Genomic DNA, 26,771 nt, shown 5'->3' with positions numbered 1-26,771 from the left:
ACTTGCTTTGTAATGGCTAATTTTTTAAAGAATTTAATAGAAAACGATAAAAAAGAATTAAAGCGTTTAGAACAAATGGCAGATAAAATTGAACTGCTAGCAGAACAAATGAGCGCTTTATCAGATGAAGAACTTAGAGCGAAAACAGAAGAATTTCGCAATCGATATAAAAATGGTGAAACATTGGATGAATTATTAACGGAGGCTTTTGCAGTTGTTCGTGAAGCGGCTAAACGTGTCTTAGGATTATATCCATACCGCGTTCAATTAATGGGTGGGATTGTTTTACATGATGGTAATATCCCAGAAATGAGAACCGGGGAAGGGAAAACCTTAACGGCTACCATGCCTGTGTACTTAAATGCCATTACTGGACTAGGTGTCCATGTTGTGACGGTCAATGAATACTTAGCGACTCGTGACTCAACTGAAATGGGCGAGTTATATGAGTTTTTAGGATTGACAGTAGGCTTAAATATCAACTCAAAAACATCAGAAGAAAAACGCGCAGCCTATGCGGCAGATATTACATACAGTACCAATAACGAATTAGGTTTTGATTATTTAAGAGACAATATGGTCGTGTACCGTCATCAAATGGTTCAACGTCCGCTTAATTATGCGATTGTCGATGAAGTCGATTCGATTTTAATTGATGAAGCACGTACTCCGTTGATTATTTCAGGGCAAGCAGAAAAGTCGACTGCTTTATATACTCGCGCAGACAACTTTGTCAAACGATTGAAAGAAGACGAAGATTATAAAATTGATGTTCAATCAAAAACCATTACTTTAACCGAAGCAGGAATTGAAAAAGCGGAAGAAACCTTTGTCTTAGAGAACTTATATGACATTGAGAACACGGCATTAACGCACCACTTGGATCAATCCCTTCGCGCGAATTATATTATGTTACGCGATATTGACTATGTGATTCAAGAAGGAAAGGTCTTAATCGTCGATCAATTTACCGGTCGTATTATGGATGGTCGTCGTTATTCTGATGGCTTACATCAAGCAATTGAAGCAAAAGAAAATGTTGAAATTGAAGATGAAACGAAAACACTTGCGACCATTACGTTCCAAAACTTTTTCCGGATGTACAAAAAATTAGCCGGAATGACAGGGACTGCCAAAACAGAAGAAGAAGAATTTCGCGAAATTTATAACATTCAAGTCATTCAAATTCCAACGAATCGTCCGATTGTCCGTGATGACCGTGCAGATTTACTTTATCCAACACTACAAAGTAAATTTAAAGCAGTTGTAGAAGACATTAAAGAGCGTTACCGTAAAGGGCAACCAATCCTTGTCGGAACCGTTGCAGTAGAGACATCGGAGTATCTTTCTGAGTTATTACACCAAGCAAAAGTACCACATGAAGTGTTAAATGCGAAAAATCACTTTAAAGAAGCCGAAATTATTTTAAATGCTGGTCAAAAAGGGGCGGTAACAATTGCCACCAATATGGCAGGTCGTGGAACCGATATTAAACTTGGTTTAGGTGTGGCAGAGTTAGGTGGGTTAGCTGTCATTGGGACAGAACGTCACGAATCTCGACGGATTGATAATCAATTACGCGGACGTTCAGGTCGTCAAGGAGATCCAGGTGTTTCTCAATTTTATCTTTCTCTTGAAGACGATTTGATGAAACGCTTTGGTTCTGAACGAATTAAAGCTTTCTTAGATCGCATGAATATCGATGAAGATGATGCTGTGATTCAAAGTAGAATGCTTTCGAAACAAGTAGAATCTGCGCAAAAACGGGTTGAGGGAAATAACTATGATACTCGTAAAAACGTCTTACAATATGATGATGTGATGCGTGAACAACGTGAAGTTATTTATCGTCAACGTCAACAAGTGATTATGGAAGATGAGACGCTATCTGCCCAATTAATGGGAATGGTAAAACGTACGATTGATCGGATTGTCGACGGTCACGTTCAATTAGAAAGTAATGTCGTGAATTATCAAGGAATTGTTGATTTTGCAGGAAGTGCCTTAGTTCATGAAGATTCCATTTCGCTTGCAGATTTAGAAGGCAAAAAACCACAAGAAATTAAAACGATGTTACTTGACTTAGCGCAAGCGAAATTTGATGAAAAAGCGCAACATTTAAATAGTCCAGAACAATTGTTAGAATTTGAGAAAGTTGTTATTTTGCGAGTTGTTGATGCAAAATGGACCGATCATATTGATGCAATGGATCAATTACGTCAATCTATTGGCTTACGTGCATATGGGCAAAACAATCCATTAGTTGAATATCAAACAGAAGGCTATGAGATGTTTGAAACAATGGTTGGGGCGATTGAATATGAAGTTACGCGCTTATTCATGAAATCTGAGATTCGTCAAAATGTTCAAAGAGAACAAGTTGTTGAAGCTCAACCAACAACGCAACCTGCGATTGAAGCAAAAAATATCGGTCGTAATGACTTATGCCCATGTGGCAGTGGGAAAAAATATAAAAACTGTCATGGTAGAAACCAAACAGTATAAGGATTGGTGGAGCTGTGGCATATATCTGTCATGGCTCCGTTTTTTGTATGGGGCTTTAGAAAATAGACCGTTTTTTAGTTAAGTTAGCGAATTTGAGATAGATGTATTACGGTAAATAAGTGCCGCTTAAGGTAATGATGAATAATAGAAAGAAGGAATGAATATGGAATTATCAGAAATCCGTCATCAACTCACAGAGATGAATCAAAAAATCACAAGCTTTAGGGGGTCTCTTTGACTTAGATCGCCTAGAAGAAGAAATTGCCCAAGTGGAACATCAAATGGCCGAACCTGGCTTTTGGGATGATAGCATGGCTGCTCAAAGTATCATCAATGCGAATAACAGCAACAAAGAAACCTATGACCGTTTTCATCGACTGGCTAGTCAAGTAGAAGAACTAGAAATGTTGCTTGAGATGTTGCAAGACGAATACGATGTTGAAATCGAAACGGAATTGTTAACCGGATTGCGTACTTTAAAGGAAGAGATGAGTGTCTATGAACTATCGTTATTACTTGATGGTCCTTATGATCATAGTAATGCTATTTTAGAACTACATCCTGGAGCTGGTGGAACAGAATCTCAAGATTGGGGTAGTTTGTTGTTGCGCATGTACCAACGTTGGGCCGATCATGAAGGCTTTAAAGTCGAAATGATTGATTATCAAGCAGGAGATGAAGCGGGTATTAAGAGTGTGACTTTATTAATTAAAGGACATAACGCATATGGTTATTTGAAATCTGAAAAAGGCGTGCATCGTCTGGTTCGTATTTCACCTTTTGATTCAGCTAAGCGTAGACATACGTCATTTTGTTCAGTTGATGTCATGCCAGAACTCGATGAGACGATTGACATTGCCATTAATTCAGATGATTTAAAAGTCGATACTTACCGGGCAAGTGGTGCTGGAGGACAACATATTAATACGACCGATTCAGCCGTCCGTATTACCCATTTACCAACAGGTGTGGTCGTTGCTAGCCAAGCACAACGATCGCAGTTAAAAAATAGAGACCAAGCGATGTCGATGTTAAAGGCTAAACTCTATCAGTTAGAAGTTGAAAAACAAGAACAAGAAGCTGCTAGTCTACGTGGGGAACAAAAAGAAATTGGCTGGGGCTCACAAATTCGTTCGTATGTTTTCCATCCTTACTCGATGGTGAAAGATCATCGCACGAATTATGAAACTGGAAATATTCAAGCAGTGATGGACGGAGAGTTGGATGGCTTCATTGATGCTTTCTTAAAAATGCAACTAAATGAAAATAATCCACAAAAATGATGGAATTGCAATCAAATTGTAACTTAGTGCAAGCGAAATGAAACATAGCAATGCTATAATAATCCAGTATCGATAAAAAAGGTGGAGAGATAAGCATGATAGAAATGCAGGATGTAATGAAAAAATACTCGAATGGTACAACTGCGATTCGTAACCTTTCAGTTTCAATTAAACCAGGTGAATTTGTTTATGTTGTTGGTCCTAGTGGTGCGGGAAAATCAACGTTTATTAAATTAATGTATCGAGAAGAAAAAGCAACCAAAGGCCTGTTAAACATCGCTGGCTATGATTTATTAAAAATCAAAAATAAAGATGTGTCGAATATGCGTCGTGAAGTCGGCGTCGTCTTCCAAGATTATAAGTTACTTCCCAAAAAGACAGTGTATGAAAATGTCGCGTATGCGATGCAAGTAATCGGTCGTAAACCGCGTGAAATTAAAAAGCGCGTCATGGAAGTCTTAGATTTAGTTGGACTAAAGCATAAGGTTCGTGTCTTTCCTAGTGAATTATCTGGGGGAGAACAACAAAGGGTATCGATTGCGCGTGCCATTGTCAATACTCCTAAAGTATTAATTGCCGATGAGCCAACGGGAAATTTAGATCCAGAAAATTCATGGGAAATCATGAAACTTCTTGATCGCATTAATGCCCAAGGAACGACTATTGTGATGGCAACCCATAACAGTACCATCGTTAATACGATCCGTCATCGTGTGATTGCGATAGAAAATGGTCGCATTATTCGTGACCAAGTAGAAGGAGAGTATGGATACGATGATTAGAACATTCTTTCGTCATATATTAGAAAGTTTTAAAAGTTTGCGTCGCAACGGATGGATGACAATCTCTTCTATTAGTGCTGTGACGATTACATTAGCTTTATTAGGTGCCTTTTTAATGATTATTTTAAATACTGTTAAATTAGCTGAAGATATGGAAAACAACGTAGAAGTTTCTGTTTTCATGAATCACGGTGTCACGCAAGAAGAGCAAGATGAACTAGAAGCGACTTTAAAAGCTTTACCCCATGTCGAATCGGTTGAATTTTCAAGTCAAGATGAAGAACTTGAACGAGTAAAAGAATCTTACGGAGATGTCTGGGGGTTATTTGATCAAGATAATCCATTGTTAAATGTTTTTATTGTGCGTGCAACAGAACCACAATATGTTAAAGATATTACGAAGACAGCACAATCCTCAGAGTATAGCAAAGTGGTGCACAAAGCGACGTATGGAGAAGATTTATCAGATAAAATTTTTGGGATTGCAGAAGGCGTACGCACTTGGGGCTTAGTTGGTTCAGGTTTGTTACTTTTTGTAGCAATGTTCTTAATCTCTAATACAATTCGAATCACGATTTTATCGCGTGAACGTGAAATCCAAATTATGCGCTTAGTGGGTGCTAAAAATGGGTATATTCGTTGGCCGTTCTTTTTAGAAGGTGGTTGGATTGGTCTTTTTGGGTCTGCGCTTCCGGTTGCGTTGATTATTTTGGGCTATCCTGAAATTTATCGGATGCTAAATCCTATTTTACTCCGCTCTAACTATAGTTTACTTGAACCAGGTGTCTTAATGTTTCAAGTGAGTGGTGCTTTAATTCTTATTGGTATTACGATTGGATCACTCGGTTCGATTATCTCAATGAGACGTTTTTTAAAGATTTAATCTTCAATAAGAAAGAAGTAGTGAAGTATGGGCTACTTCTTTTTTTTGTCCTATTCGTAAAATGTGTGAGTACATCGGTTAGTAACAAAGAATTTATTCGTAAACGTTCTGGACCAAATTTATTTTTCTACTAAAAAGGTAAGAGTGGGTGTTAGTAAGAACAGTATGATAGAATAGGTGTAAGAATCATCTCAATTTTTGGAGTTTATGGGTGGCATTCTTTTTTTCGAAATGAAAAGAGAGGTTCATCTTTTAGTGAATTCTAATTTCAAAAAGTTTAGGGAAATGTTAATATAGAAAATGAAAGGGAATTTAAATACCTATTAATTTTAATATAAGGAGTTTCAGTATGAAAAAAAAATATGCAGCAATAGCAATACTAGGATTAATGACCGTTTTAAGTGGTTGTGCAAGTTGGATTGACCGTGGGGAATCCATTACGGCCGTAGGGTCTTCTGCTTTACAACCGTTAGTTGAAACCGCGGCCGAGAGTTTTCAAACAGCGAATCCAGGCCGCTTTATTAATGTCCAAGGTGGAGGAAGTGGTACAGGCTTAAGCCAAGTCCAATCTGGAGCCGTTCAAATTGGGAATTCTGATGTTTTTGCGGAAGAAAAAAGTGGAATTGATGCCTCTAAATTAATTAGTCATCAAGTTGCAGTCGTGGGTATTACACCGATTGTAAATAAAGAAGTCGGACTAACGGATATTACGATGGAAGATTTACGACGGGTCTTTATTGGTGAAGTCACAAACTGGAGTGAAATTGGCGGTAACGATCTCAAAGTTGTCTTATTAAATCGTGCCAATGGTAGTGGGACAAGAAATACGTTTGAACGTTGGGTTTTAGATGGTGCGACAGCCAAACAATCACAAGAACAAGATTCAAGTGGAATGGTACGGCAAATTGTAGCCGACACGCCAGGTGCGATTAGTTATGTTGCTTTTTCTTATGTCAATGACGAGGTGTTAACGTTAAAAATTGATGGTGTCGAACCGATAGATGACAATGTCCGGACAAATCAGTGGGTTATTTGGTCTTATGAGCATATGTATACTAAAGGAGAGCCAACTGGTTTAACCAAAGATTTTATTGACTATATTTTATCAGAGGATGTACAAGAAAATATTGTTGGAAAATTAGGCTATATTTCCATTTCTTCAATGCAAGTGCAACGAGATTGGGAAGGAAATCTTCTACCTTAATACCGGGTTTACACAAAATTTACAAACTTTACGTTCGATTTACAAAAGGTTAAAGTAAAATTGACTTACAACGAGTAGACTAGTTAGAGGTAGAATCAATAGATTTTGAGGAGGCTTTCTCTTGGAAGATGTAAAACAAATATTAATGAAAAAATCAAAACGTGCAAAAATGGAACAAAGAGGAAAATTAATTAGCTTATTTTGTATCTTATTAATTATTCTTGTAGTTGTTTCCATCTTTTATTTTGTAGCAAGTAAAGGACTCGCAACGTTCTTTGTCGATAAAGTAAATTTCTTTGACTTCCTATTTGGAACGAAGTGGAATCCTAGTCAAGTAGGAGAAAACGGGCAACCTTTAGTGGGGGCTTTACCGATGATCGTCGGTTCGTTTTTAGTGACTTTTTTATCAGCGATTGTGGCGACGCCTTTTGCGATTGGCGCAGCTGTTTTTATGGTTGAAATTTCACCAAAACAAGGACAAAAAATCTTACAACCAGTCATTGAGTTACTCGTTGGGATCCCTTCCGTTGTTTATGGTTTTATTGGATTATCGGTTATTGTTCCAGCCGTCCGTTCGGTATTTGGAGGAACAGGTTTTGGTATTCTAGCAGGGACGTTTGTCTTGTTTGTCATGATTTTACCAACTGTTACGACAATGACGGTCGATGCTTTAAAGAGTGTGCCACGCCATTATCGTGAAGCATCGCTTGCATTAGGCGCAACTCGCTGGCAAACAACTTATAAAGTAGTTTTACGAGCGGCAGTTCCAGGTATTTTAACCGCAGTTGTTTTTGGTATGGCGCGTGCTTTTGGAGAAGCACTAGCGATTCAAATGGTAATCGGAAATGCGGCATTACTGCCTTCTAGCTTAGTCACACCGGCATCGACGTTGACATCGATTTTAACGATGGGAATTGGAAATACGATCATGGGAACGGTTGAAAATAACGTACTTTGGTCATTAGCGTTAATTTTGCTCTTTATGTCATTAGTCTTTAACATTGTGATCCGCTTAATTGGGAAGAAAGGAAGTCTGAAATAATGAATGCAAAGAAAGTTGATAAGTTAGCAACAGGTATTTTATATGGCATCGCAGCTGTGATTGTCATGATTTTAGCCTCGTTGTTACTTTATATTTTAGTTCGTGGACTTCCTCATATTTCTTGGGAATTTCTGACACAACCTTCACGTGCTTATGAAGTAGGTGGCGGGATTGGGATTCAATTATTTAACTCGTTCTACCTATTATTTATTACGATGTTAATCAGTTTCCCGATTTCTTTAGGTGCCGGAATTTATTTAGCAGAGTATTCAAAGAAAAACTGGGTGACTGATGTGATTCGGACGGCGATTGAAATTTTAAGTTCGCTTCCATCAGTGGTTGTCGGTTTGTTTGGCTTCTTGATTTTTGTTATTCAATTTGAATATGGATTTTCTATTATTTCAGGGGCATTAGCGTTAACGTTTTTTAATTTACCTTTGCTGACTCGGAATGTGGAGGAATCATTAAAAGCCGTTCATTTCACGCAACGTGAAGCGGGACTTGCCCTAGGGTTATCTCGTTGGGAGACAGTCTTACGCGTCATTGTGCCGGAAGCGACACCTGGTATTTTAACTGGCGTTATTTTAAGTTCAGGAAGAATTTTTGGTGAAGCTGCCGCGCTCATCTACACGGCAGGGCAAAGTGCACCAGCCTTAGATTTCACCAATTGGAATCCGTTGAGTGTTTCGAGTCCTATCGGTTTATTCCGTCAAGCAGAAACATTAGCGGTTCACATTTGGAAAATCAACACAGAAGGCACAATGCCTGATGGTGCAGCCGTTTCTGCTGGAGCGTCAGCAGTTTTGATTTTGGCTGTTCTAGGCTTTAACTTTGGTGCCCGGGCAATTGGTAAACGACTACACAAAAAATTAACTTCTGCTTAAGGAGACTCAGATGAAAACATATAATTGGGAAGAACGTAATATTATTACAATGAAAAATCCTGAAGACGTTGTTTTGCATACGAATGATTTGCATGTTTGGTATGGTGACAACGAAGCAATTAAAGGTGTCGATTTACAATTCGAAAAGAATAAAGTCACGTCATTAATCGGCCCGTCAGGTTGTGGGAAATCGACGTATCTGCGGTCATTAAATCGAATGAACGATGAGATTGCGCATACGAAAGTAACGGGAGAAATTATGTATAAAGGCGTGAATATCAACTCTAAACAAGTAGATGTCTATGAAACGCGTCAACGAATCGGGATGGTTTTTCAACGTCCAAATCCTTTTAGTAAGTCAATTTATGAAAATATCGCTTTTGCTTTGAAACGTCATGGTGAAAAAGATAAACATAAACTCGATGAAATCGTCGAAACAAGTTTGAAGCAAGCCGCACTATGGGAGCAAGTAAAAGATTCACTCGATAAAAGTGCCTTGGCTTTATCTGGTGGTCAACAACAACGACTTTGCATCGCCCGTGCGATTGCGATGAAACCAGATATTTTATTATTAGACGAGCCAGCAAGTGCGTTAGATCCAATTTCAACAGGTAAAGTAGAAGAAACGATTGTGAGTTTAAAAGATGATTATTCAATCGTTATCGTGACACATAACATGCAACAAGCTGCGCGGATTAGTGACTATACTGCCTTCTTTTACCTTGGTCATGCGATTGAATACGACGAAACAAGTAAAATCTTTACTCGTCCTAAAATCCAAGCGACCGAAGATTATGTTTCTGGACATTTTGGTTAAGAAAGGCAGGAGAAAAAAATGAGTGAAATCATCCTTTCCTCGAGAGATTTACATTTATATTATGGCAAAAAAGAAGCCTTAAAAGGCATTGATTTAGAGATTAACAAAGGCGAAATTACCGCGATGATTGGACCTTCCGGTTGTGGGAAATCGACTTATTTACGTTCATTAAATCGAATGAACGATTTGATTCCAGGTGTTACGATTACCGGGAGCGTCATGTATAAAGGTCGTGACATTTATAGCCCTAAGACTGATATCGTTGAATTACGAAAAGAAATTGGCATGGTTTTCCAACAACCGAATCCCTTTCCATTTTCGATTTATGAGAATGTCATTTACGGCTTAAAACTAAAAGGCGAAACGAACAAACAAGTCTTAGATCAAGTGGTCGAAGAAAGTTTGAAAGCTGCATCTGTCTGGGAAGATGTCAAAGATAAATTACATCAAAGTGCCTTGTCTCTTTCCGGTGGTCAACAACAACGGGTTTGTATCGCCCGCGTGCTAGCAGTCGATCCTGAAATTATTTTATTAGACGAACCGACGAGCGCACTCGATCCAGTTTCTTCCGGAAAAATTGAAAATACGTTGTTAGAATTAAGAGAAAAGTATACAATGATCATAGTGACGCACAATATGTCACAAGCTTCACGTATTTCAGATAAAACTGCTTTTTTCTTAAATGGTGATTTAATTGAGTTTGAAGATACGAAAAAAATCTTCTTAGATCCTAAAAAGAAAGAAACAGAAGATTATATTTCTGGCCGTTTTGGTTAATAATAAACTTACCTATAAAGTAAAGTAGCGGAAGGAAGAGACGAATGTTACGAACACAATTTGAAGAAGATTTATTGAACTTACATAATCAATTTTATGAAATGGGAATGCTCGTAAGTAAAGCAATTCATAATTCCGTTCAAGCTTATGTGAAACATGACAGACGCTTAGCAGAAGAAGTGATTGCCCAAGATGAGATGATTAACCAATTAGAAGTCCGTTTAGAGAAAAAAAGTTTTGAAATGATTGCCCTTCAGCAACCAGTCACTACTGATTTGCGTCGCATCATTACCGTGATGAAAGCCAGTTCGGATTTAGAACGGATGGGGGATCATGCGGTTTCGATTGCAAAATCAACGATTCGTGTTAAAGGTGAAAACCGTATTCCGGAAATCGAGAAGGAAATGAATGACATGTCTGATTACGTCAAAAAGATGGTAGACAATGTCTTGATTGCGTATGTGAAGACGGATAAAGACGATGCTAAATTGATTGCGAAAATGGATGATCAAGTCAACGAATGGTACAGCAACATTTACTATCAAACGATTGAAGCAATGAAAAATGATTCGGAATTAATCGTGATGGGGACTGAATATATTAATATTGCCCAATATTTAGAACGAATTGGTGATTATGTGACCAATATTTGTGAGTGGATCGTTTACCTCGCAACCGGTAAAATTAGTGAGTTAAACTCTAATCGTGATGAATTTTTCTAAAAAATAGTTAATTAAGATGAACCAATAACCAAAGACGGCTGTCAGTTTCGTCTTTGGTTATTGGTTATTTTTGACTCTACAAAAAAATGACAAGTCCTTATCAATTGTTCTAGCGAAATCTATCTAAAATTGGTACTTAAGACCTATGATTTCTTTCGAGAAAAGGGGCATAATAGGGATACAAGGTAAACTTGTACTAAAATATTTGCTTGAGGAGGCAATTTCCATGAACGAAAGAGAAAGAATATTGGAATTAGTCAAAAAAGGTGTGCTTTCTACGGATGAAGCCTTAGACTTATTGGAAGAAATGGGCAAAAAAATACAATCTGAAACGACTGAAACCCAAAATGAAGAGACGCAGCATTCAGTAGATAATATAATGGACGATACAGCATTTGAACATACAGAAGAATCACAAGAAGACGAGGAAGATCGTCAAGCGCAAGATCAAAAAAATTTAGAGGACATTTTAGATCGTTTAGCGACCGAATCAAATCAAGCTTCTGTTGATTTAGATGAAGTGATGGTTGAAATCGATGGTTTAAAAACAACTTTAGCTGAAGTAAGAGAAGCGTTGATGGAATTAAATACGAAAGAAGAGTTAGATGCTCTTACGGAAGCGGAACTAGAAGTTCGCATCGCGTTAGAAGAAGAAATTAAAGAATTAGAATGGACATTGTCCGAGTTATATGACGAAAAAGCAAATTTAGAAGGGCAACTAAAAAACATTCGTCGATCTCAGTGGTCACAAAAGAAAGAAGAATTTCAACAAAAGATGGATATTCCTGAAGATTGGAAAGAACAAGCCAACGAAACGTTTAGCCAAGTTGGTGAGAAAGTGGTAGATGTCACGAACCAAATGGGGAAATTCTTGAAAAAGACATTTAAAACAGTTTCACAAAGTGTCAGCGAAAATGTTGAATGGAAAGATATTAACGTTAAATTCCCAGGTGTTGCGACAACGAAATTAGAAAAAGAGTACCTCTTTGAAGAGGTGACGGCAACGATTTTAGATATCCAAGTAGCCAATGGACAGTTACAATTTAAATTTTGGGATAAAGAAGAAATTAAAGTTGAAACGATGATTAAACTCTATGGTAAAATGGATGCTGCGACACCGCTTGCTGCTTTTGAAGAACGTAGCCAAATTGATCTGACAGAAGATCGTTTCGTGTTTAAAGTACCAAATAAACGAGTTCGGGTTGATGCGATTTTTTACTTACCGCAAAGAACGTATGACTATGCGGCTTTTAAATTATTAAACGGTGACCTCGAAATTCAAGGGTTTGAAGTCAAGGATATTTACGTAAAATCAACCAATGGGGATGTCACGTTAGAAGAGCTTAAGGCGTCAATGCTTGAAATTTCGGGGGTAAATGGCAATATCACGATTTGTTCTGGCAGAATCATTGATTCAATCATTGATTCCGTCAACGGTTCTGTTCGCATGAAGAGTATACCAGAAAACCTAAGCGTGAATTTAGTGAATGGTGATATTCGTTTGACGTTAAATGATGAAACGTTACGTCGATTAAAAGCGAACACGGTCAATGGAGATGTTAAAATTGCGCTACCGCTCAAACAAGGACTGGAAGGCACGGCAACTTCTAGTTTAGGAAAGATTCATAACCGTTTAACAGACTTCGAAGTCGTTCGTGAAAAAAATGAGCGCATGAACCAATTGTTACAATTCCGTCGTGTGACTGATGAAATGGCAACAATCGAATTGACAAGTACTACAGGAAATATTTATTTAAAAAATAGCGAAGAAACAATTTAAATTAGAACGGACAATTCGATAATCCTTCAAAATAGAAAATTGATTATCATTGTTTCAATCAGGGAAGGTGGAAAATATGCAACGAAAATTAACAAAATCAAAAACAAACGTGGTTCTTACTGGAACATTAGCAGGAATTGCTGACTATATCAAAGTCGATCCAACGATTGTTAGAATTCTATTCGTCTTTATTTCATTAATGGGCATGGGATCACCAATTTTACTCTATATCCTATTGGCGATTATCATTCCTTCACCAAAAAAGACGCAACAATTTTATGGACACGATAATCCCTATTATCGAGGAAATCAAGCGCAAGGGAATAAAAAAACAACTTCACGCAAAGAAGCTGAGAAAGTAGACGAAGACGACTGGAGTGATTTCTAGTGACCTATTTTCAACGTGTGGTGGTGAATGTTCTAGCCTTCATCTCTCTTACCGTGTTGTTTCCAGAGATGATTTTTGTCAAAAGCTTTACAACCGCAATCGTCGCTAGTCTTGTTCTCTCAGTGTTGAATGTGCTTATCAAACCAATCTTAATGATTATCTCGTTCCCGTTGACACTCTTAACGTTAGGATTCTTTAGTTTTGTAGTGAATGCCATCATGTTGCAGTGGACGTCTCATTTAGTCGGACCATATAACTTTGGTTTTTCTTCTTTTGGCGCTGCAATTTTGGTAGCGATGATTTTATCTTTCGTGAATATGATTGTCAATCAGCGTCAATTAGAGAAATATACACGTCAATCCTGACCCAGAATAATGAAGTGAATGAAATGAAAGATAAAAAGCCAGGAACACGAGTCACGACTTGTGTTCCTGGCTTTTCTTATTTATTGAATTTCTTCTTCACTCACATGGGTTAAATACTCATCCACAATCGTAATGGTTTCGTCTAGCGCGCCTGCTTCAAATGGCGAACGCAAGTGTGCGATATCGAGAATCTCTAAGAATGTTTTTGTTCCACCGACTTGGCAAATCGCTAAGTAATCTTGCCAAGCTGTCGGATCTTGTTCGACATTGAATCTTTTCCAAAATTGGAAGGCACATACTTGAGCCAACGTATAATCAATATAGTAAAATGGTGAAGTAAAAATATGTCCTTGACGGAACCAATAAATCCCTTTTTCCATTTCCGGAAATAAGTCATAGTTGCGTTCTGGACAATATTGTTTTTCTAATTCACGCCAACAAGCATTTCGCTCTTCAGCTGTCCATGTCGGATTTTCGTAGACTTTTTGTTGGAAGTGATCCACTAAGACACCGTATGGTAAAAATTGTAAAGCGCTCGCTAAGTGATTAAATTTATACTTATTTGTTTGGTCTTCAAAGAAAGATTCCATCCATGGCCAAGCAATAAATTCCATGGACATCGAATGAATTTCACAAGACTCGTAGTTCGGAAAGACAATTTCGGGTTCATTAATCCAGCGAGACTCATATGTCTGGAAAGCATGACCGGCTTCATGGGTTAAAACATCGACATCATGCGACGTGCCATTGAAATTCGCAAAGATAAAAGGCGATTGATAATCTTGGATATAAGTACAATAGCCGCCTGCTTGTTTTCCTGTTTTACTTAATAAATCCAGTAAATTTCTTTCAACCATAAAGTCAAAGAATTCTCCTGTTTCTGGTGCGAGTTCATGATACATGATTCGTGCTTTTTCCACTAATTCTTCGGGCGTACCAAGAGGTGTGGCATTTCCTGTTGGAAAAACGAGTGATAAATCATGGAAGTTGAGTTGTTCGAGACCGTTACGCTGAGCTTGTCGCTGATAAAGTTTTTGTGTTACGGGTACAATTTTCTTTAAAACCTCTGAACGATACGTTTCAATCATTGGACGATCATAATCCCAACGATTCATCAAGACATCGGCAAAAGCGACATAATTATCAAAACCAAGTGAAGTCGCGATTTGCGTCCGAGTTTTAATCATATTGTCATAAATTGTTTCAAATTCGTCGGCATGTGTCGCATAAAATTCGACGACTTTCTCAGTTGCCCGACGGCGTGTTTTTTCATCCACACTTTGAGTTAAAGGGGTAATCTGAGACAGCGTATAGATGTTTCCATCAAAATCAATTTGAGCAGAAGCAACGAGTTTAGAGTAATCGGAACCTAGTTGATTTTCTGCTTGAAAAAGAGGAATTAAATCTGGATGGAACGTTTTGATACGACTTTGAGCGTATAAGAAAAGTGTCGCTGGAAAATGTTCTTTTAAAGCTGCTAACAAAGGTGATGCGAGCAATGTTTGATAGAACTCAAAATCTAGCCCTTGGAAATGTGGTTGATAGTCATTCCAAAATTGATCTTCTTCCTCATAAAATGTGTCATTCGTATCGATAGAATAACGAATGGTCGCTAAATTATAAGCGGTTTCAACCTGTGCGCGTAATTCATTTAGATGACTGACGGCGGCTGTTGCGCTCTCAATCGATGATGCTTCGGATAATTGTTGTAGTGCTTTGGAAAATTCTGTTCGATACTCTTCGTAGTTAGGACGAAGGTATTCGTAGTTGTTAAAATTCATCGTTAAATGCCTCCTTTTTCTAAATGATAGCATAAAATATGAAAAAAAAATGATAAAGTTTATCATTGGTAGTATCTTTTCCTTGAGAGTGATAAAATGATAAAATAGACAGAAAAATGTTTAGAAAAGAGGATGGAAGATGTCAGAGGTAGTCAAAGTCAGTGAATTAGTCCAATTTTTAGGACTTGAAATTGTAACAGGAGATGAAGAAGCATTAACTCGTCATATTACAACGGGTGATATTTCTCGTCCAGGATTAGAATTAACGGGATATTTTAATTATTATTCTCATAATCGTCTCCAATTATTTGGTAATAAGGAAATCACCTTTGCTCAGCGCATGACAGAAGATGAGCGTTTGATGGTGATGAGACGGATGTGTTGTGAGGATACTCCGGCATTTATTGTTTCTCGTGGGTTAGAAGTATCCAAAGAAATGGTCCAAGCTTGTGATGAATATAAAATTCCCTTATTACGATCAAAAATCTCAACATCACGCTTGATGGGTGAATTATCGTCTTATTTAGAAGGAGAACTCGCACCAAGAACGAATGTCCATGGTGTCCTAGTCGATGTTTACGGTCTCGGCGTTTTGATTCAAGGTGACAGTGGCATTGGAAAAAGTGAAACCGCATTAGAACTTGTCCAACGAGGCCATCGCTTAATTGCCGATGACCGTGTGGATATTTACAAGCAAGATGAACTCACGTTAATTGGCGAACCAGCCAAAGTATTGGAACATTTAATTGAAATTCGTGGCGTAGGAATCATTGATGTGATGAATCTTTTTGGTGCAAGTGCGGTTCGAGGTTCGATGGAAGTCCAATTGGTCGTCTACTTAGAGAATTGGACCCAAGAAAAAACGTATGATCGTTTAGGTTCTGCCGATGAAGTCGTTCAATTGGGTGGCGTTGACATTCCGCGCATCAAAATTCCTGTAAAAACAGGACGTAATGTCTCGATTATCGTGGAAGTAGCCGCGATGAATTTCCGAGCAAAATCAATGGGATATGATGCGACGAAAGAATTTGAATCGCGCTTATCGCGTCTCATTGAAGAAAATTCAGGAATTTAAGGAGTGGAAAAATGATCAATCGTGTAGCTTTTGATTTATTTGGTATTGAAATTTATTGGTATGCTTTAATTATTGTTTTTGGTATTGTGGTTGCCATGTGGTTAAGTACGCGTGAATCGATTCGCGTTAACCTCAAACCAGATGATGTTTCAGATTTTATGTTAGTCGGTTTACCAATCGCTTTTATTGGGGCACGACTGTATTATGTTCTTTTTAACATCGGACCATATTTGGAAGAACCAATGCAAATTTTTAACCTTCGATCTGGGGGTCTAGCCATTTATGGTGGATTAATTGCGGGTGGAATCTGGCTTTACTTTTTTTGTCAAAGAAATTTCATCTCTCCATGGACGTTTCTTGACATTGCCACGCCCAATATTCTCTTAGCGCAAGGGATTGGTCGTTGGGGGAACTTTATGAACCACGAAGCGTATGGTGGTGAGACGACACGAGCGTTTCTAGAAAGTCTTTATTTACCGAATTTTATTATTGAAAATATGAATATTGACGGCGCGTATCGTCAACCAACATTTTTATATGAATCGCTTTGGAATTTTTTAGGCTTCATCGTACTGATTCTCTTACGTAAGCAAAAAAATCTTTTCAAACAAGGCGAAATAGCGATCGCTTATGTCATCTGGTATAGCTTTGGACGCTTTTGGATTGAAGGGATGCGGACGGATAGTTTGTATTTAGTCGGTGATATTCGCGTATCACAAGTGCTATCGCTCGTGTTATTTTTCGGAGGATGGGCTGTTTTAATCTGGCGTCGTAAAACAAATCCAAACTTAAAATTTTATAATCGTTCATATGGGCCAAATGAATCACTTATTTAACAGATATTTTTCAATAAATATGCTAGAATTTGAATAGGCACCAATTACAACGCAAGAATATTTAAGGAGGTTTCCACTGTGAAACAAAAAATTGCTGTTTTAGGTCCGGGCTCGTGGGGCACTGCATTAGCACAAGTTTTATCAGAAAATGGCCACGAGGTGATTTTGTGGGGGAAAAATCCTGAACAGATTAACGAGATCAATGAAAAACATACGAATCACTATTATTTACCAGAATTAGTTCTGCCAAAAAATATCCGCGCGACCCTGTCTTTAGAAGAAGCAGTTACCGGATCGGATAGCATTCTTTTTGTTATTCCAACAAAAGCGATTCGAGAAACAGCGCGCCAACTGACACCATTACTTCAAAATAAGCCGTCTATTATTCACGCTTCAAAAGGCCTAGAACAAGGAAGTCACAAACGGATATCGGAAATCTTAGCGGAAGAAATCCCTGTTGAATCCCGTAAAGAAATTATCGTATTATCCGGTCCTAGTCACGCAGAAGAAGTCGCGGTCCATGACATTACAACGATTACAGCAGCAAGTAAAAGCCTTGACGCTGCAACGTACGTCCAACGATTGTTTATGAACGATTATTTTCGAGTTTATACCAATCAAGATGTTATCGGAGTAGAAATGGGAGCGGCCTTAAAAAATATTATCGCTTTAGGAGCTGGGGCGATGGTCGGACTTGGTTTTGGTGATAATGCGAAAGCAGCTATTATGACCCGTGGTTTAGCCGAGATTAGTCGTCTAGGCGTCGCGATGGGTGCCAATCCGTTGACATTTATTGGGTTAAGCGGTGTCGGAGATTTAATTGTAACGTGTACAAGTATTCACTCACGTAACTGGCGGACAGGCCATTTGTTAGGCCAAGGAGAACCTCTTGAGACCGTATTAGAAAATATGGGAATGGTTGTGGAAGGTGTTTCAACAACGAAAGCGGCGATGGAACTATCACAACAACTAGGCGTGGAAATGCCGATTACTGAAGCCATTTATCAAGTATTATACGAAGGTCAAAATATCCAATCTGCTTTAAAAGCGATTATGCTACGTGATGGCAAAACAGAAAACGAATATACTTAAGGAGTTTTTGAGATGAAAGAGGCAAAGGAGACTTGCAAAATGAAAGTTCGTAAGGCGGTTATTCCAGCAGCAGGTTTAGGCACACGTTTTTTACCTGCTACAAAAGCGATGGCCAAAGAAATGTTACCGATTGTTGATAAGCCGACAATCCAATTTATTGTGGAAGAGGCTTTAAAATCAGGAATTGAAGATATTATTATTATAACTGGAAAAGCAAAGAGACCTATTGAAGATCATTTTGATGCGAATTTAGAATTAGAAACAAACTTAAAAGAAAAAGGCAAAGCAGAATTATTAAAATTAGTCGAAGAAACGACAGATATTAATTTACATTTTGTTCGTCAAAAACATCCGCTCGGTCTCGGTCATGCGGTACTTCAAGCCAAATCATTTATTGGGAACGAGCCTTTTGTGGTAATGTTAGGAGACGACCTGATGGAAGATGAGATTCCCTTGACGAAACAGTTAATGATGGACTACGAAGAGACTCATGCGTCTGCTATTGCGGTTATGGAAGTCCCTCATGAAGAGACGAATAAGTATGGCATTATTAACCCAGGTGCAGAAGTTTCGCCAGGACTCTATAATGTAAAGAATTTTGTTGAAAAACCAAAGGCAGAAGAGGCACCAAGTAACTTAGCGATTATTGGTCGTTACTTATTAACGCCTGAGATATTTAGTGTATTAGAAAATCAAGAGCCTGGTGCAGGAGGTGAAATTCAATTAACGGATGCAATCGATACATTGAATAAAACACAACGCGTGTTTGCTCGTGAATTTAAAGGGACACGTTATGATGTCGGAGATAAATTCGGTTTTATGAAAACAAGTATCGAATATGGGTTAAAACATCCTGAAGTGCAAGATAGTTTAACGGACTATATTATCGAACTAGGTCAAAAATTATCAAAAGAAAAAAAAAGAAAAGATCCCGTTATACAAGAAGAGATAAAGAAAGATCTTAACGAGTAATAACGTCTATAAAATCTATTATTTACAAGAACTGAGCTTATTTTTGCTAAAAAATTTGAAAAAGAAAAGGGGTTAAACAATGTCAGGAGGAGAAATTGCTGCCTTAATTGCAGCGGGAGCATTTGCAGTACTGGTTGTTGCAGTCGTACGGTTACTAGGACAAATTGGTAAAACGGTCCAAAAAGCGGAAACAACTGTTACACACGTCAATCAAACGATTCAAGTAGTGACTAGAGACGTGGATATTTTAGTCCGAGAAGTTGAAGGATTACTAGTGAAAAGTAACGAATTAATGGGAAAAGTCAATCAGAAAGTCGAAACAATTGACCCATTATTTGATGCTGTAGCCGATTTAAGTACGAGCGTTTCTGACCTGAATGCATCCGGTAGAGAAATGGCAACTCGTTTTGCCACAATGGGAAAATCTGTGACCCAAGCAAGTATCATTGGAAAAGTGAGTCAAGCGACAATTAACCGCTTTAAACATAATCAAACGAAAGCAAATAATGGAGGGAAAGTATATGAGTAAAAAAAGTGGATTTTTATTAGGTGCAATTGTTGGAGGAACAGCAGCAGCCGTAGCCGCATTGATTTTAGCACCAGAGTCAGGCAAAGACTTACGGAATCGTTTAGCAAGACAAGTCGATGATTTATTAGATACGGCTTCTGATTATACTGATGACACGGTAGAAAAAGGCCAAGATATGAAGCAAACAATTAAAGATAAAACGACGATTTATACAAAACGATTGGAAGAATTAGCAGAAATGCTAAAAGAAAAAGTTTCAGATGTAGTGGATGAAGTAACAGATCATTCCGACGATATTTTATCAGAAATAGAAGAGGAAGTAGCTGAAATAAGCGAAGAAATGTCGGTTTCAGATGAGACTAGTGAAGCGATTGAAGATATTATCATCCCAATGGCTGAAGAAGTCGAAGACATTGTCATCGATTTGGCGTCTGAAGAAACAGAAGAATTAGCCGCGGATGACCATGAGGAAGTATTGGAAGACGACGTGATTGTTGAAGCAATTGAAGAAGAAGAACTTGAAGAGAAAATTGAAGAACTTAAAGAAGTGATTGAAGAAAATAATCCAGATCACGAACAGGAATCAGCAACGCATTAAGACATAAATGTCGCTCAATCTTAATACAGTAAAAAAGCAAGCTCACTGTGCTTGCTTTTTTACTGTATTACTTTTAGTGTAGACGACTGATATTTGTATCATGCTTCAAATCCTTTACAAGTCATCTGGGAACATGACAAGTGCCATAGATGCTGATTTTATCCACCAATAATTGTTAACTCTTTGGTTGTTTTTGTAAAAGGTAAGCAGCCATCTTTGGTTACGTAGACACAATCTTCAATTCTGACACCGACTTGATTAGGGATATAAATACCTGGCTCAATTGAGAAACACATTCCTTCTTTGATTACCAAATCATTTCCTTCGACAATGGAAGGAAATTCATGGACGCTGGTTCCAATTCCATGGCCTAAGCGATGATTAAAGTATGAACCATAGCCTGCGTCCTCAATGACATCGCGCGCAACTTTGTCCAATTGACTCGCAGTAATCCCTGGTTTTACCGCTTCTTGAGCCGCTAACTGGGCTTTTAGAACAAGTGCATAAATTTCTTCCTGGAAGGCAGTAGGCTCTTTGTAGGCGACAGTTCTGGTTGCATCACTGCAATAGCCATTCCATACCACACCTAAATCAAATAGCACGAATGAATGATCGACTAAACGTGTTTGGTTCGGTGTACCGTGGGGATCCGCTGCCCGGGATCCAGTCAGTACCATCGTGTCAAAGGACATTTGTGAGACGCCTTTTCGTTTGAGTTGATATTCAATTTCCGCTACGATTTCTTGTTCGCTAATGCCTGCTTGAATCGCTGAAAACCCAACTTCAAACGCAACATCTGCCCATGAGCCTGCTTCTAAAAGTCCGCTGATTTCGTTTGGTGTTTTGATTAATTGCATTTGTTGCATAAAAGGTGAAATATCGCTGGTAAAAGCAGTATTAGGGAAATAACTTGTCAGTTCTTCGTAACGATCGACAGAAAGAGCTGCTTTTTCTAATGCGCAAATTTGTGGACTCCCATAGCGCAAAAGGATTTCTTTCGCTATTATTTTAAATGGTTCTTCTGTATCTAAATACCCTACAACATCTTGATTCCAAGGACTCTTCTTAGCGGCTTCGACTTCTAAAGCGGGTGTAAATAAAAAAGGCTCTTGGTCTAACGAAATGAAAAGTGCCAGTACACGTTCATGTGGATCACTATGGTAACCTGTCAAATAAGCAATTGATTGAGGATTGCTGATATAGGCTAGGGGAATCTTTTGTTCATTCAACCATTCTTTTAGTTCATTGATTTTTTGGATGTTCATCTTAATCCTTCTTTCTCTTTTTCTTACTATCATTATACTATGAATGAGAAAATTAACTACTTAGATTTAATTTTCATGAAAATGAAACTAAAACGGTTGCAAATAAACCAAATCTTTGCTATTCTAACTAAGAAATGTAAACAACATTTTCTGAAAATAAAAATAAATTAATTTAAAAGGAGAAATGTCAGATGGATAAACAAACAATTACCATTTATGATGTAGCGCGTGAAGCAAACGTCTCAATGGCAACCGTTTCTCGTGTCGTAAACGGAAACCCAAACGTGAAACCAGCGACTCGTAAAAAAGTATTAGAAGTCATCGATCGTCTTGATTACCGACCAAATGCAGTTGCGCGTGGTCTAGCAAGTAAAAAAACAACAACGGTGGGGGTCATTATTCCCGATGTAAGTAACATGTTCTTTGCCTCCTTAGCTCGTGGAATTGATGATGTCGCAACAATGTACAAATACAACATTATTTTAGCGAATTCTGACGGTGATAACTTGAAGGAAGTTAACGTATTAAATAATTTGTTAGCCAAACAAGTTGATGGTGTTATCTTTATGGGACATCGAATTACAGATGAAGTCCGTGGCGAATTTTCTCGCTCGAAAACACCAGTTGTTTTAGCAGGCTCGATTGATCCAGATCATCAAGTAGGTAGTGTAAATATTGATTACTTCGAAGCAACAAAAGATGCCATTTCATTACTTGCAAAAAATGGCAATCAAAAAATTGCCTTTATTAGTGGGGCATTAATTGATGCTATTAATGGTCAACAACGAATCGTCGGCTATAAAGAAGGTTTGAAAGAAAACCAATTAGAATACAATGAAGGATTAGTCTTTGAATCACGTTATTCGTTTAATGACGGTTTAGCTTTAGTCGATCGCTTATTAAATAGTGGGGCAACAGCAGCTTATGTGACGGATGATGAATTAGCAATTGGTATTTTAGATGGTTTAATTGACAAAGGAATCAAAGTTCCTGAACAATTTGAAATCATTACGAGCAATAACTCGTTATTAACACAAGTCGCTCGTCCAAAACTATCAAGTGTGACGCAACCGCTTTATGATATCGGTGCGGTTTCAATGCGTTTATTAACAAAATTGATGAACAAAGAAGAAGTCGAAGAAAAAACAATTATCTTACCTTACGGCATTGCTGAAAGAGGTTCTACCAAAAATTAACACGCAAAAAAAGGGCCGGCTCAAGTTTGATTGAGTCAGGCCCTTTTTTGTGTGTTGCTAATCAGTCGTCCTAATCATTTTCTTTTTCAGTCTCAGTGTCATCTTTCTTCTCATTGTCTGCTTCTTTTTCTTCTTTTTTATCTTCTTCTTTTTCGTCCGTTTTCTTCTCGTCCTCGGTCTCTTTTTTAGGAGTCGTCGGTTTCGGTTTTGGTTTTGGAATCACTTTTTTCCAATAGTCTGCGTAATTGGCATCTGTACCACCAATTCCAAAGCGGAAGCTAAGATCTGCAGGACCATTTTTAGCCCAATAAGAAGTTGTTGTTTCAGTCGGAGTATTGAAAGTAGTGTTGTTAACCGTCATTGTCCCACCAGGTTTTACGCCGGTAAAAGTGGCAACGTTGGCTTTAATCACACTTGAATCGAGATTGAATTTCTTATTTGTTCCAATAACTTCTGGTTTTGCTTGATAAATCGCGTTGGCAAGATGAGCCATGTAATTTGCGGTACGAGCACCACCATACGAATCGGAGGGTTTGCTATCTTCTCGCCCTGACCAACTACTTAAAGTGATTTCAGGTGTCGAAAGAACAAGCCATGAGTCAACGTTCTCATCGGTTGTTCCTGTTTTTCCGACCCAATCGGCATTACCTAGATTCCAATCTAAGTTGCTCATCTGATATTTCACATCAGTGGTGAATGCGTCGGTAATAACACTCCGGAGTAAATCAATCGTAATCGATGCTGCCGCTTTTGAAAAGACTTGGACAGGTGCGGCTTCATGTTGATAATACACATTTCCCTCAGAATCGGTAATGGATTCAATTAAGTAGCCTTCTTCGTAGACGCCACCATTTGCGAGCGTTTGAAATCCGTTTGTTTGTTCCAAAGTAGTGATTTCGGTTACCCCAAGTGGCGCAGCAGCGTATTGCCACACTGGCGTTTCTGGAAAGTTCATTTTTTTTAAGTATTGTTGATAGACGGCATCAGGTGTTCCCATGTTTTCCAAAGTATGTTGATACAGATGGTGAGCAGGAATGTTATCAGAACGAACGATTGCTTCTCGGACAGTCTCAAATGTTTTTGATCCTGCGTTCGTCGCATTTAAGATCGGCGTTCCGGCATCTTCACCGTTTTGCCAAGTCGTTGGGAAATCGGACACACGCGTTTCGCTACCAACTAAACCTTGGTCAATCGCCGGTGCATAAACGAGCACGGGTTTGATGGCAGAACCGGCTTGACGTTTTGAACTAAAGGCATGATTGTAAGAATTCTTGTCGTAATCGCGTCCGCCAATAAAACCAAGAATACGTCCCGTCTTATTTTCCATTAGAACATTTCCGACTTCAATCGTGGCACCAGCCCAATTATCTAGATAGGATCCGTAATTTGCGACTGCATTTTGCATCGCATTGTAAATTGTTTTATCAATCGTTGATTGAACGGTGTACCCACCGTTTGCTAATAATTGGTTAGCGCGTTCTAAATACTGAGCCTGAACGTCTTCTTTCGCAAATTCTTCTTCAGATAGCTTGTTATCTTCCGCTAATTTTTGCGCAACGATTGAAGCTGCTTCTCCCATAATGGCATAATATAGGAAATTTTGATCTTCTTGCTCGATGGCTTGTGGTTCAATAAAATCTGCGGCTAAGTCATAGGCTAGAGCTTCTTCGTATTCTTCTTTTGTAATATCATGATTGCGATACATACTAAACAAGACAAAATCTTTTCGTTCTAAGCCATATGCTAAATATTCCGCCTCTTTAATCTCTCCTGTATTTGAATACGGGCTGTAGACAATCGGACTTTGCGGTAATCCTGCAATAAAGGCTGCTTGAGGCAAATTCACTTCACTGGCATTCACACCAAAAATTCCTAGCGCGGCTTCTTGCACACCTGCAATATTTTGACCGCGGTTGTTACGTCCAAAAGGAGAAACATTTAAATACATCGTTATAATTTCTTCTTTTGTAAAAGAGGTTTCAACTTCAGTGGCTAGCAAAATTTCATTGGCTTTTCGGCTAAAGGTCGTTTCATTGCTTAAAATTTGCTGTTTGACCAATTGCTGCGTGAGCGTGGAGCCCCCACTACTACCAAAGCCTGTGACTTCGGAAGCCAGCGCGCGAATGACCGCTTTTGGCACAATCCCATTATGCTCGTAGAAATGCTCATCTTCTGTGGCAATAATGGCCGTTGTAATCAGCGGTGAAATCTCATCGAAGGAGACATTCGTCCGTAAAAGATCTGAGCGGATAGTAGCGATTTGACTATTATCGTTATAGGTTAATTGGGATGTTTGTGTCATCTCACCCAGATCACGTTGTAATTGTTTCTTTTCGGGAAGTTTCGTATCTTCAACTAAGTACGTAAAATAACCAATTCCAATACCTGCACCTAATGCGCCTCCAATCACTAGAAAGGAGATACCAACTAGTAAAATAGAGTAGAACACCCGCAATACCACATTTAAATAAAAGAAAGGGGATTGTTCGGTTCTTTGTTTCTTTGGTTTGGGCAAAATTGTCACCTCATTTTTAAAATTTGTAACGCTATTATTATATCAAAAAACGATTCTAATAGATAGAAATGTCGTTAAATTTGAAAATTACCTTTTCTTTCCTTAATCTTTCAGTTAAGATTAGCATTATCACCAATTGCAAGGAGGAATTTTAAATGGTATCAGGCTTTTTTCACGAATTAAAAGATCGTGGATTGATCCATCAAACAACAGATGAGGTCGCATTAGAAAAACAACTAAATGAAGAGACAGTGAAATTATATGTTGGTTTTGACCCGACTGCCGATAGTTTACATATTGGTCATTTACTTCCCGTGTTAATGTTGCGTCGTTTTCAACAACACGGACATGTGCCAATTGCGTTAGTGGGCGGTGGTACAGGAATGATTGGCGATCCTTCATTTAAAGATCAAGAACGTCAATTAAATACGCTCGATACAGTTAAAAACTGGTCTGAAAGTATTAAGCATCAACTTTCGCGCTTCATTGATTTTGAAGATGCAACGAATCCAGCAGTCATTGCCAATAATTATGATTGGTTAGGAGAAACACTGCTAATCGATTTCTTGCGTGATGTTGGAAAGCATTTTACGATTAACTATATGATGAGTAAAGAAAGCGTCAAACGTCGTATTGAGACAGGGATTTCATATACGGAATTTGCGTATCAATTACTCCAAGCGTACGATTTTCTAAAATTATATGAAACTCATGGTTGTCTCTTACAACTCGGCGGGAGCGATCAATGGGGAAATATTACAGCAGGAATTGAATTGTTGCGTCGTGAAAAAGAAGTGCAAGGTTTTGGTTTGACAATGCCCTTAATTACCAAAGCAGATGGTACAAAATTCGGAAAAACAGAAGGCAATGCCGTTTGGTTAGATGCCGAAAAAACAACCCCTTACGAATTTTATCAATTCTGGATTAATACAGATGACCGCGATGTCATTAAATTCTTGAAATATTTCACTTTCTTAAGTTTAGAAGAAATTGCAGCGGTTGAGACAGAATTCTTGGCAGCACCGGAATCACGTCTTGCACAAAAGAAATTAGCCGAAGAAGTGACCAGCTTAGTCCATGGTCAAGAAGCGTATGAACAAGCTTTACGCATTTCGCAAGCGCTCTTTAGTGGAGACATTAAAGGTCTTTCTGGTGAAGAGATTAAACAAGGATTTAAAGGTGTTCCGACTTATAATGTGACACAAGAAGATGATTTAGCGCTTGTGGAGCTCTTAATTACAGCCAATGTCGTGCCTTCTAAGCGCCAAGCGCGTGAAGATATCAAAAATGGTGCCATTTACATTAATGGTGAACGAATCCAAGAGCTTACCTACGTGATCAGTGAGAGCGATAAAATCGACGGTCATTTAACCGTTATCCGTCGTGGGAAGAAGAAATATCATTTGTTACAATTTTAAGTTTAATGGATAGATAGAAAGAATTGAGGCGCTGTCGATTACGACAATGCCTCAATTTTGAT

The 26,771-nt window shown here is 38.4% G+C and carries 24 protein-coding genes; 21 read left to right on the top strand and 3 right to left on the bottom strand.

All coding sequences use genetic code 11. The features are described 5' to 3' along the window. Nucleotides 1-12: 12 nt before the first annotated feature. The 13 genes from secA to IGI68_RS00340 all read left to right on the top strand — a co-directional run bounded on the left by secA (nt 13) and on the right by IGI68_RS00340 (nt 13,432). A complete protein-coding gene (secA, locus tag IGI68_RS00400) occupies nt 13-2,505 on the top strand; it encodes a preprotein translocase subunit SecA (protein ID WP_273233328.1) in 2,493 nt (830 codons plus the stop codon). Nucleotides 2,506-2,668: 163 nt separating this feature from the next. Beyond that, nucleotides 2,669-3,788, top strand: a protein-coding gene (prfB, locus tag IGI68_RS00395; protein ID WP_143139411.1) for a peptide chain release factor 2 whose coding sequence is annotated in 2 segments (ribosomal slippage) — nt 2,669-2,740 and nt 2,742-3,788 — 1,119 coding nt in all. Because the reading frame shifts where the segments join, the coding sequence is not laid out codon by codon here. Nucleotides 3,789-3,883: 95 nt separating this feature from the next. Next, nucleotides 3,884-4,570 carry a cell division ATP-binding protein FtsE gene (ftsE, locus tag IGI68_RS00390; protein WP_071874211.1) on the top strand — a complete coding sequence of 229 codons (687 nt, stop codon included), beginning with the start codon at nt 3,884-3,886 and terminating at the stop codon, nt 4,568-4,570. Beyond that, on the top strand, nt 4,563-5,453 hold the full coding sequence (gene ftsX / locus IGI68_RS00385; RefSeq protein ID WP_438733164.1) for a permease-like cell division protein FtsX: 891 nt from the start codon (nt 4,563-4,565) through the stop codon (nt 5,451-5,453). The genes ftsE and ftsX overlap by 8 nt, the downstream gene beginning before the upstream one ends. Nucleotides 5,454-5,802: 349 nt before the next feature. Continuing rightward, nucleotides 5,803-6,657 (top strand): phosphate ABC transporter substrate-binding protein PstS, encoded by an 855-nt coding sequence (locus tag IGI68_RS00380; RefSeq protein ID WP_071874210.1) that lies wholly within the window; start codon nt 5,803-5,805, stop codon nt 6,655-6,657. A gap of 121 nt (nt 6,658-6,778) precedes the next feature. After that, nucleotides 6,779-7,699, top strand: coding sequence for a phosphate ABC transporter permease subunit PstC (pstC, locus tag IGI68_RS00375; protein ID WP_438729434.1), 921 nt, complete (start codon nt 6,779-6,781; stop codon nt 7,697-7,699). Beyond that, the gene (gene pstA, locus IGI68_RS00370) at nt 7,699-8,583 is read left to right on the top strand and encodes a phosphate ABC transporter permease PstA (protein WP_071874208.1); all 885 of its coding nucleotides are present in this window, start codon (nt 7,699-7,701) and stop codon (nt 8,581-8,583) included. Before pstC ends, pstA begins: the two co-directional genes overlap by 1 nt. Nucleotides 8,584-8,593: 10 nt before the next feature. Further along, the gene (gene pstB / locus IGI68_RS00365; protein WP_273233320.1) at nt 8,594-9,400 is read left to right on the top strand and encodes a phosphate ABC transporter ATP-binding protein PstB; all 807 of its coding nucleotides are present in this window, start codon (nt 8,594-8,596) and stop codon (nt 9,398-9,400) included. An 18-nt stretch (nt 9,401-9,418) separates the two neighbouring features. Further along, the gene (gene pstB, locus IGI68_RS00360) at nt 9,419-10,177 is read left to right on the top strand and encodes a phosphate ABC transporter ATP-binding protein PstB (protein ID WP_071874206.1); all 759 of its coding nucleotides are present in this window, start codon (nt 9,419-9,421) and stop codon (nt 10,175-10,177) included. A gap of 44 nt (nt 10,178-10,221) precedes the next feature. Further along, a complete protein-coding gene (gene phoU, locus IGI68_RS00355; protein ID WP_071874205.1) occupies nt 10,222-10,899 on the top strand; it encodes a phosphate signaling complex protein PhoU in 678 nt (225 codons plus the stop codon). 226 nt (nt 10,900-11,125) lie between these two features. Beyond that, nucleotides 11,126-12,679 carry a daptomycin-sensing surface protein LiaX gene (gene liaX / locus IGI68_RS00350; protein WP_071874204.1) on the top strand — a complete coding sequence of 518 codons (1,554 nt, stop codon included), beginning with the start codon at nt 11,126-11,128 and terminating at the stop codon, nt 12,677-12,679. Between the two features lie 76 nt (nt 12,680-12,755). Further along, nucleotides 12,756-13,067, top strand: coding sequence for a PspC domain-containing protein (locus IGI68_RS00345; RefSeq protein ID WP_071874203.1), 312 nt, complete (start codon nt 12,756-12,758; stop codon nt 13,065-13,067). Next, nucleotides 13,067-13,432 (top strand): phage holin family protein, encoded by a 366-nt coding sequence (locus IGI68_RS00340; protein WP_071874202.1) that lies wholly within the window; start codon nt 13,067-13,069, stop codon nt 13,430-13,432. The genes IGI68_RS00345 and IGI68_RS00340 overlap by 1 nt, the downstream gene beginning before the upstream one ends. Nucleotides 13,433-13,512: 80 nt before the next feature. Here the strand turns inward: IGI68_RS00340 and IGI68_RS00335 are convergent, their stop codons facing one another. After that, nucleotides 13,513-15,213, bottom strand: a complete 1,701-nt coding sequence (locus IGI68_RS00335; protein WP_438729426.1) for a M3 family oligoendopeptidase — start codon at nt 15,211-15,213, stop codon at nt 13,513-13,515. A 139-nt stretch (nt 15,214-15,352) separates the two neighbouring features. Between IGI68_RS00335 and hprK the strand changes: the two genes are divergently transcribed. From hprK to IGI68_RS00305, 6 genes are all read left to right on the top strand, one after another. Then, complete coding sequence (hprK, locus tag IGI68_RS00330) at nt 15,353-16,288, top strand: HPr(Ser) kinase/phosphatase (protein WP_438729423.1); 936 nt, start codon at nt 15,353-15,355, stop codon at nt 16,286-16,288. Nucleotides 16,289-16,299: 11 nt separating this feature from the next. Further along, nucleotides 16,300-17,124, top strand: a complete 825-nt coding sequence (gene lgt / locus IGI68_RS00325; protein WP_438729420.1) for a prolipoprotein diacylglyceryl transferase — start codon at nt 16,300-16,302, stop codon at nt 17,122-17,124. Nucleotides 17,125-17,202: 78 nt separating this feature from the next. Continuing rightward, nucleotides 17,203-18,216, top strand: a complete 1,014-nt coding sequence (locus IGI68_RS00320) for an NAD(P)H-dependent glycerol-3-phosphate dehydrogenase (RefSeq protein ID WP_438729417.1) — start codon at nt 17,203-17,205, stop codon at nt 18,214-18,216. 39 nt (nt 18,217-18,255) lie between these two features. Continuing rightward, the gene (gene galU, locus IGI68_RS00315) at nt 18,256-19,188 is read left to right on the top strand and encodes a UTP--glucose-1-phosphate uridylyltransferase GalU (protein ID WP_071874197.1); all 933 of its coding nucleotides are present in this window, start codon (nt 18,256-18,258) and stop codon (nt 19,186-19,188) included. A 79-nt stretch (nt 19,189-19,267) separates the two neighbouring features. Beyond that, nucleotides 19,268-19,717 carry a DUF948 domain-containing protein gene (locus IGI68_RS00310; RefSeq protein WP_438729413.1) on the top strand — a complete coding sequence of 150 codons (450 nt, stop codon included), beginning with the start codon at nt 19,268-19,270 and terminating at the stop codon, nt 19,715-19,717. Next, nucleotides 19,710-20,315 (top strand): YtxH domain-containing protein, encoded by a 606-nt coding sequence (locus IGI68_RS00305; protein ID WP_438729410.1) that lies wholly within the window; start codon nt 19,710-19,712, stop codon nt 20,313-20,315. The genes IGI68_RS00310 and IGI68_RS00305 overlap by 8 nt, the downstream gene beginning before the upstream one ends. Nucleotides 20,316-20,473: 158 nt before the next feature. Here the strand turns inward: IGI68_RS00305 and IGI68_RS00300 are convergent, their stop codons facing one another. Beyond that, nucleotides 20,474-21,580 (bottom strand): M24 family metallopeptidase, encoded by a 1,107-nt coding sequence (locus tag IGI68_RS00300; RefSeq protein ID WP_071874194.1) that lies wholly within the window; start codon nt 21,578-21,580, stop codon nt 20,474-20,476. A gap of 191 nt (nt 21,581-21,771) precedes the next feature. Here IGI68_RS00300 and ccpA point away from each other — a divergent pair, with 191 nt between their 5' ends. Continuing rightward, nucleotides 21,772-22,776: a catabolite control protein A gene (gene ccpA, locus IGI68_RS00295; RefSeq protein ID WP_071874193.1), complete on the top strand. Its 1,005-nt coding sequence runs from the start codon at nt 21,772-21,774 to the stop codon at nt 22,774-22,776. A gap of 70 nt (nt 22,777-22,846) precedes the next feature. Here ccpA and IGI68_RS00290 read toward each other — a convergent pair whose 3' ends face one another. Next, a complete protein-coding gene (locus tag IGI68_RS00290; protein ID WP_438733162.1) occupies nt 22,847-25,294 on the bottom strand; it encodes a transglycosylase domain-containing protein in 2,448 nt (815 codons plus the stop codon). A gap of 152 nt (nt 25,295-25,446) precedes the next feature. Here IGI68_RS00290 and tyrS point away from each other — a divergent pair, with 152 nt between their 5' ends. Next, complete coding sequence (tyrS, locus tag IGI68_RS00285; RefSeq protein ID WP_438729405.1) at nt 25,447-26,709, top strand: tyrosine--tRNA ligase; 1,263 nt, start codon at nt 25,447-25,449, stop codon at nt 26,707-26,709. Nucleotides 26,710-26,771 lie beyond the last annotated feature (62 nt).

The organism is Enterococcus sp. DIV1314a (assembly GCF_051713805.1).
In the GTDB taxonomy this organism is placed as follows: Bacteria; Bacillota; Bacilli; order Lactobacillales; family Enterococcaceae; genus Enterococcus_I; species Enterococcus_I aquimarinus.
The sequence above is the reverse complement of the archived record's forward strand: the minus strand, read 5'-3'. Positions and strand labels throughout refer to the sequence as shown.